The sequence below is a fragment of the Caldicoprobacter faecalis genome, from assembly GCF_900115765.1.
Lineage (GTDB): Bacteria > Bacillota > Clostridia > Caldicoprobacterales > Caldicoprobacteraceae > Caldicoprobacter > Caldicoprobacter oshimai.
In genome coordinates, this window is record NZ_FOXR01000055.1 from 1 (window position 1) to 7,644 (window position 7,644).

Below are 7,644 nucleotides of genomic sequence, written 5' to 3' on the forward strand. Positions count from 1 at the left end.
TGCTTAAGCCGCTGGACTTATATGCCTCAATCCTAGCTTCCCACTGTTGCTTACGCTCTTTGTGCGTCATAGATAATCCCTCCTCATCATTTCTACGGAGGAATTATCTCACATCTGATTACAAATTTTTAGGTGTGCTCTATTTGACGCTTACGATTAGGTATACTTTTTTGCGATTTTTTGAAGTATTTTATTCTTTACAAAAACGTCTTCTATATTGGGTTGGAGATATCCCTGTAACCTTTTTAAAGCTTTTAGTAAAATGTTTGGGATCTTGGAATCCTACTTTAAAAGCAATATCTATAACTTTATCTTCAGTATTTTTTAGCAACTCCTTTGCTTTCTCTACACGTACCTTTAATAAAAAATCCATAAAACTCATTCCGGTTATCTTTTTAAATATATGTGAAAAATAATAATAATTAAGAGAAACATAATTAGCGACAACAGCCAAATTTAAATCTTCATTGTAATGTTTTTTTATATATCGTATAGCCATATCTACCTTATGTTCTGTATTTTCACATGAAGATTTTAAACTATAAATGTACTCATTAAGTTTCAATATATAGAATTTTACAAAATCAAAATACCCTTCTATGCATTCAAAACAATAAGGATTCCATACGTTTGAGTATTTACTTTCAAACTCTTTTCGTTTTTTGGGACTTAAAACCGCAAGGCTATTTTCAATTTTATGTTTAAATATCTCAATGAAGTTATTGAAATAATTGATGTTGGCTTTGTAAAAAATCGATATATCAAGTATTTCATCCAAACGTCTTCTGATTTCTTTATCATTTTCAATACCTAACATATTACAAATGCTTTCAATTTTATCTACAGGAACAATAAAATCATCCTTGCGCTCAAGTATATCTTCATAATAGAGTACTCCGCTCCCCTTTATAAATATTCTATACTTGAGCACTTCTCTAGCTTGTATATAAGCTTTTCTTATATCAGTCAAACTGTTTCCTAGAGCGCTAACCGCCACAACATAATTTTGATTACTGCAATTCATTATACAATGTTTCAGAAGATCTTCCCAATTAATCCTATTATTAGTAACAAATATAAGTTCCCCCTTTGTACCACGAAAGCACAAAGCTTTTATGTGCTTTTCTCTTAAAAATTTCTCTACTGTGTTTATATCTACAGTACTCACGGTACTATTATTTTTAGGGGTAATAATACTTATATAAAATGGGTCATAAAACAAATCGATTTCCAAATCTTCCAGAATTTCACGAATCTCTTGTTCTCCCAGATTATCACTTAAAAATATGTAATGTAACTGATTCAGGCATAGTTTCTTAATACGCTGGCTCTTCTTTTCTATATTTTCGCGCTGTATTATTTCATTTTTTACCTTATTTAGTACATTAAATAATTCATGTCGATCAACCGGCTTCAAAAGATAAGCTTTAGCTCCGTATTTGATGGCTTCTACAGCATAATTAAAATCGTCGTATCCGCTCAATATTATCACCGCTGGCGAATACGGTAACATTTGCATTTCTTTCATAAGCTCAATACCGTCCATTTTAGGCATGCGTATATCCAAAATAACCAAATCATACTTCTCCTGGATAAGGCGATCTAGAGCCTCACGACCATTTGCACATTCTGAAATCTCATCTATTCCAATACCAGATTTTTGAATCATAACCTTAAGACCAGACCTTATATACTTTTCATCATCGACAATTAGTACTTTTTTCATGGCAAATGGCTTAACCTCCCAAAAATTAACTACATAAATACGAATTTCTTATATACGGAAACACCAATCGCACTTTTGTATATTTTCCTTCTATACTGTCTATTGTAATACCATACTGAGGTCCATATGCAAGTTTAATCCTTTGATCCACGTTCTTCAACCCTATACCTCGCGAATGCTCATTTTCTTGTTGATTACTTTCATCTTCTGTTGATAAAACCTCTTTCAATCGTTTCAAATCAATTGGTTTAATACCTTTTCCGTCATCGAAAACTTCTACAATCAAGTGTTCTTCTTGAATCCAAGCCGTTATTTTTATAATTCCCCCCTGGCCTTTAGGCTGAATACCGTGAATGACCGCATTTTCTACAATAGGTTGAATAGACATCTTACAGATTTCACAATTTAATAGTTCTTCGTCTACATTATAAACACATGAAATTTCATAATCATATCTTATATTTATTAATTTGATATAATTGTCTATGTAAGCAAGTTCATCACCTAAAGAAACCTTGTCTTTTTTCCAGCTCATGCTGTAACGCATTAATCTTCCTAAAGATGTAAGTGCATCTGCTACTTCATAAATACCATCAATTTCGGCCATCATCTTAATATTTTCCAATACATTATACAAAAAATGTGCATTGATCTGAGAATGCAGAGCCTTTAATTCTGTTTCTTTACTAATAAGCTCTTTTTTTACAACTATCGATATCAATTCTTTTATCCTTGCCATCATTTTATTAAAACATTGAGCAAGTTCAGCGACTTCATCACAGCCGTAAACAGGAATATCCACATCCAAGTTGCCAGCTTGTACCTTTTTCATGCAATTTACGATAATACGCATTTTTTTCAAAATAACTGATGTAAAGGTATAAGTGACAGCCGAGAAAACAATAAACCCACCTAATGTCACTAAAACAAGTAAATTTCGGGTTCTATTGAGTCTATTCACCATATTCTCAATAGATACAATTCTATAAATCGTGCTGCTTATGGGATGTATAGTTGTATAGACCATAATAACGGGTTTATTATTAATTTTAAGTATATGTACTCCTTCTTCTTGATTATTAGCCTGCATAATCAACAAGGATTTTAATTCGTCAGCTTTTATTCCTATTCTATCTAAAAATGTATCACCATAGAAGAACATATCCTGATTATCTTGAATTACTGCAAATCCCCCATCAGAATTCGCAGTATTAGTATTCATGTTGCCAAAAAATTGACTGACCAACATGCTAATTTCAAGTGCTCCAAGATATTGATTCCCGGGTCCCCATATTTTACGATACATAGTTGTAACCCTACTACGTTCAGAATTCGCAATATTAAATGGTTGAAAGATATGATCAAGTTCCCAATACACTTCTCTGTCCCACTGTTCTTTGGTAACATACCAGTGTTCATGCAATACACGCTTATCATGATAAATTAACGGCCATATTTCCGGAAAATCATCCCTGTTAATAAATAATCTCAACCGGTAAATATCCGGGTTTGTATATAGTAACCTTTCAATCTGAGTTAGAAAAATATTCTTGAATTCTATAAACTCCTGAGTATCAAAACCATTATCTCTTGAAATAAATTCCAGTAACTCTTTGTTACTAGCAATAAATTGGGAAACTCTCTGGCAAATTTCAATATTACGATATATCTGAAACTTTATTTCCTGCAGATTTTGGACCTCATTTTTTATAAAGTCCTCCTGAGTAGTCTGCTTTATTTTATGAAAGGTGTACATGGCATATAAAATTAACGGAATGGCTAAAATAAATATATAAGAAACTATAAGTTTCTTGCTCAAAGAAAACTTCTGCCAACTTAGCAGACTCTTCACCACAATGATTCCGCCCTTTCAAAAATATTTGTTATTTCATCTTTTTTACTGCAACAACATTATATATTCTGAAAAACAAAATTTCCATACTGATGTATAAAAGAGGGAAGAACTCTGTTTTGTGTTCTTCCCTCTTTTTGTTATTTTATCCCTAATTTTTTCTTATTTTCCTCCAGTTTTTGCATCTGCCAAGCTAATAATTTTTCATATCCTGCCTCAGCTCTCTTTTTCAGAAAATCTTGATATATTTGATCAAATTCCTCATCAGATTTTGCAAGGAGAAGTTTTGGTAGAGTCTGCCCCCATAGGTCAGCTATCCTGCTAGCAATGATCCCTTCTTCACTATCACTTGGTGGGATTAAATTATCATATATTGCATAACTAACAGCCTTTCCATATGTCCACTCTTCCAATTGTCTGACAGCCGGCCCGGGTTCTGGTGCCCACCTCATCTGTATTAAACTATTACCCAACATCCAAAGAGGATCCTGTCCTACAACCTTATCAAACTGTTCGCGATTGTTTCGAGCCATTTCAGCATATTCTGGAAGATATTGTTCTTTCCCGTCTATGATATCCCATGTTTCACCTTGTCTACCCAAATACATATCACGTTGTCCCTCTTCGCTTAACCAATAGCTCACAAAACGAATAGCGCGATCAGGATGTTTACAATTCTTTGTAATCATAGTTAGGGTCCATCCTGATATCCCTGGCCCCGCTAATTTAGGAGGATCTAGATTGCTATTGGCCGGCCCATCCACTGCAATATATATACTATTGGGATCTCTTTCATATAATGCCTGTTGAGCCGCCACAAAATCCGTCCTCTGATAAAGCATAGCAAAATACCTGCCTTGAGCAATTTTCTCTTCCATTTGAGCTCGTTTATCTATAAATATATCAGGAGAGAGCAATCCCATTTCGTTTGCTTTTCTAAAAGTCTTCAGCCAGCGGATATATTCAGGGTCCTCCCTGAAATCATATAACTTTCCGTCTTTTTCTCTAGGTATAGCCAAAAAATTGGCCAAATATGATTCAAGGGAATAGTTTCCGGTATCTGTAAACTCATGCAACCCTATTGGAATTAAAGGTTGGCCATTAACCTCAGGAAATTTCTCTTTAGCAGCCTTCAAAGCTGCCAAAAATCCCTCAGGAGTTCTCATATCAGGTTTACCCAAAGCCTCATACATATCTTTCCTAACAACAAAAGTCTGATTAGAAGGAATTTTTTCATATTTATCATAATCTTCCGGGGCTACAGCAAAGTTGGGATAACCATAAGTTTTGCCATCATCCTGCTCATACCACTTTAAAACCTGTGGAGAAGCCACTTCGTAGAAATATGGGTCATATTTATCAGCCAATTCATTGAGAGAATAAACTAGACCTCCATCTATCATTTTACGTACTCCATCTTCCCACCATCCAAGCGTTACAAAATCCGGTAGCGTATTTGATGCAATCATGGTGTTTAATTTTTCGTTTTCATTTCCTGCTGGTACAATAAAATTAATAGATACTCCTGTTTTTTCCTGTACATATTTTGATATTAAAGTCTCTCCCCAATTATAGTTATACCATGAAAAATGAACATACCAATCAAATGTAACCGGAGATGTATCCTTTTTCCACCCAGGTTCAACGGTTTCTTCAGAATTTTCGGATTTTTCTGAATCTCCGGAAGCCTGTTCTTGTTCAACATTATTTCCATTTTCACTAGAAACTTGTTCTTCACTATCGTTCTCTTTTTTGTCAGAAGTACACCCAACAAAAAGCAACGCCGACAACAAGATTGCCAACAGATAAGCAACTAGCCTTAAATACCCTTTTCCCATCATTCTAGCCTCCTTTTTAAAAATGATTTTTCAGATTTTTAAAATAAAGCACTTAGCATACCTGCTTCATAATAACATCACCCCTTTATAGAACCTAAAAGCATCCCTTTAACAAAGTACTTCTGCAGAAAAGGATATACGCATACCACAGGGACAGTAGTTACTATCATAGTTGCCAGTCTAATTGTCTGCGATGTTACACTAGTTGTTCGTATACCAGCCGGCATGTTTTGAAGCATCTGAACCGAAGTAGTCTCTGCAATCACCCTGTAAAGGAAAGTTTGAATAGGTTGTAAATCTGGATTATTTATAAAAATGACACCAGCAAAATAATCATTCCAGTGATACACTCCGGTGAACAAAGCAATTGTTGCAAGCACAGGCTTCGAAAGCGGTATTATGATTTTGAAAAAGATATAAAAATCATTTGCCCCATCTATTTTAGCCGATTCTTCCAAAGCATCTGGTATTTCCCTAAAAAAAGCTTGAAAGATTAAAAGATTATAAAAATTGAACATTGCCGGAATTATATATACTGCAAAACGATCCAATAATCCTAGACTTCTATAAAGCAAAAATGTAGGAATCAGTCCTCCACTGAAAAACAAAGTAATTGTTCCCATAGCCATAAAATACTTTCTGCCCATAAGATATTTTTTAGACAAACCATAAGCAACCATAGATGTGAAAAATACGTGAACGGTTGTTCCAATAATAGTTCTGAAAAAGCTTACACCAAAAGCCCTAAAAATTTTAGAATCAGCAAAAACCGCTTTGTAACTATCCAGGCTAAAAACTCGAGGCCACCAATAAATTCCCCCGAGCATGGCATCAGTCCCATCATTTAAAGAATTTACTAATGTATACCATACAGGGTACAACATCATAAAACAAATAACTATCATGATAATTGTATTAACAATATCAAAGACAACTTCACCCTTAGTCCGTCTTGCCAAAAATTTTCTTCTCATACAACTTCCTCCTAGAATAACGATTTTCCTGTAAGTTTTCTGGTTACCCAGTTTGCTAGCAAGAGAAGCATTAAAGCAATAACCGACTTAAACAACCCAACAGCTGTAGCATAAGAAAACCTCGCAGACTGTATACCCATCCTATACACAAATATATCAATAACCTCACTACTCGGTGCATTTAACGGATTCCGAAGAACAAGTATCTGATCAAAATTGGAATTAAGAAGCCCGCTAACTGCTAATATAAACAAAATTGCAATGGTCCCCGAAATGCTTGGTAAGGTAATGCTCCACATCCGTCTAAATCGACCAGCTCCATCTACAATAGCAGATTCATATAATTCAACATCAACTCCGGAGATGGCAGCCAAATAAATTATGCTGTTCCACCCCAGCCCTTTCCAAATATCTGAAATTGTGGCTATCCACCAAAAATATTTTGGTTCTCCTAAAAAAGCAACTGGTTTATCCAATATACCCATATTTACCAATAATTCATTAATCATTCCGCTCTCGGACAACCACGTAATCAGAATACCTCCTAAAACAACCCACGACAAAAAATGAGGAAGATATGAAATAGTCTGAACAGTACGTTTAAAAGTAGAATTTTGGATTTCATTTAAAAACAAAGCAAAAATAATTGGTAAAGGGAATCCAAAAATGAGCTTCAACAAACTTATCCCAACAGTATTTTTCATTATGATGGGGAACCAATCATCTCTAAAAAAATCTAAAAAATGTTTAAATCCTACCCATGGGGCCTCAAAAAACGAAGAAATAATATTGTAGTCTTTAAAAGCAATTATTATCCCGTACATAGGAATGTAATTAAATATTATCATCCAAATTACACCTGGAATTACCATCATATAAAGGTATTTTTGTTCTTTTAACCTACGAAAAAACTGTTTGCTATTTGGGGAGATTATAACATTATTTGATGCTGTAGATTGCATTCTCATTTAATGTTTGCCTCCTATGCTTTAATTTTCGTTCTTTATTCTAACAAAGAATAATTTAAAATGAAAGTAAGTTAATTTGTTTTTGGTGTCAATTTTTTAGTTGTCCTTAATTTAGCCGGCCTTAAAAACAAGTTAGACATATCAGTAGCTGCAAATTTTTAAAAGGAAACAAAAAGAATTATAATAATAAACTCAGACTTCGCACATAAAAAATGAGCTCTGAACCTTGAAAAATCAACATTTTTCGGCATAAAAATATAGAAACATCCTCTCTTTTATGGTATAA

5 protein-coding genes are annotated in these 7,644 nt (G+C 34.0%); all 5 read right to left on the bottom strand.

Annotated features, from left to right (window positions below; translation table 11 throughout):
• Positions 1-190 precede the first annotated feature (190 nt).
• Positions 191-1,726, bottom strand: coding sequence for a response regulator (locus BM241_RS11605; protein ID WP_092282862.1), 1,536 nt, complete (start codon positions 1,724-1,726; stop codon positions 191-193).
• A 25-nt stretch (positions 1,727-1,751) separates the two neighbouring features.
• Positions 1,752-3,581 (bottom strand): sensor histidine kinase, encoded by a 1,830-nt coding sequence (locus BM241_RS11610; protein ID WP_025746875.1) that lies wholly within the window; start codon positions 3,579-3,581, stop codon positions 1,752-1,754.
• A gap of 137 nt (positions 3,582-3,718) precedes the next feature.
• On the bottom strand, positions 3,719-5,416 hold the full coding sequence (locus BM241_RS11615; RefSeq protein WP_092282863.1) for an extracellular solute-binding protein: 1,698 nt from the start codon (positions 5,414-5,416) through the stop codon (positions 3,719-3,721).
• 77 nt (positions 5,417-5,493) lie between these two features.
• Complete coding sequence (locus tag BM241_RS11620; protein WP_025746877.1) at positions 5,494-6,390, bottom strand: carbohydrate ABC transporter permease; 897 nt, start codon at positions 6,388-6,390, stop codon at positions 5,494-5,496.
• Between the two features lie 11 nt (positions 6,391-6,401).
• Positions 6,402-7,352 (bottom strand): ABC transporter permease, encoded by a 951-nt coding sequence (locus tag BM241_RS11625; protein ID WP_025746878.1) that lies wholly within the window; start codon positions 7,350-7,352, stop codon positions 6,402-6,404.
• Between the last annotated feature and the right edge of the window lie 292 nt (positions 7,353-7,644).

Bases quoted from the DNA above. Each gene is read 5' to 3' on its own strand.
- BM241_RS11605 (WP_092282862.1), bottom strand. From the start codon at position 1,726: ATGAAAAAAGTACTAATTGTCGATGATGAAAAGTATATAAGGTCTGGT.
- BM241_RS11615 (WP_092282863.1), bottom strand. From the start codon at position 5,416: ATGGGAAAAGGGTATTTAAGGCTAGTTGCTTATCTGTTGGCAATCTTG.
- BM241_RS11620 (WP_025746877.1), bottom strand. From the start codon at position 6,390: ATGAGAAGAAAATTTTTGGCAAGACGGACTAAGGGTGAAGTTGTCTTT.
- BM241_RS11625 (WP_025746878.1), bottom strand. From the start codon at position 7,352: ATGCAATCTACAGCATCAAATAATGTTATAATCTCCCCAAATAGCAAA.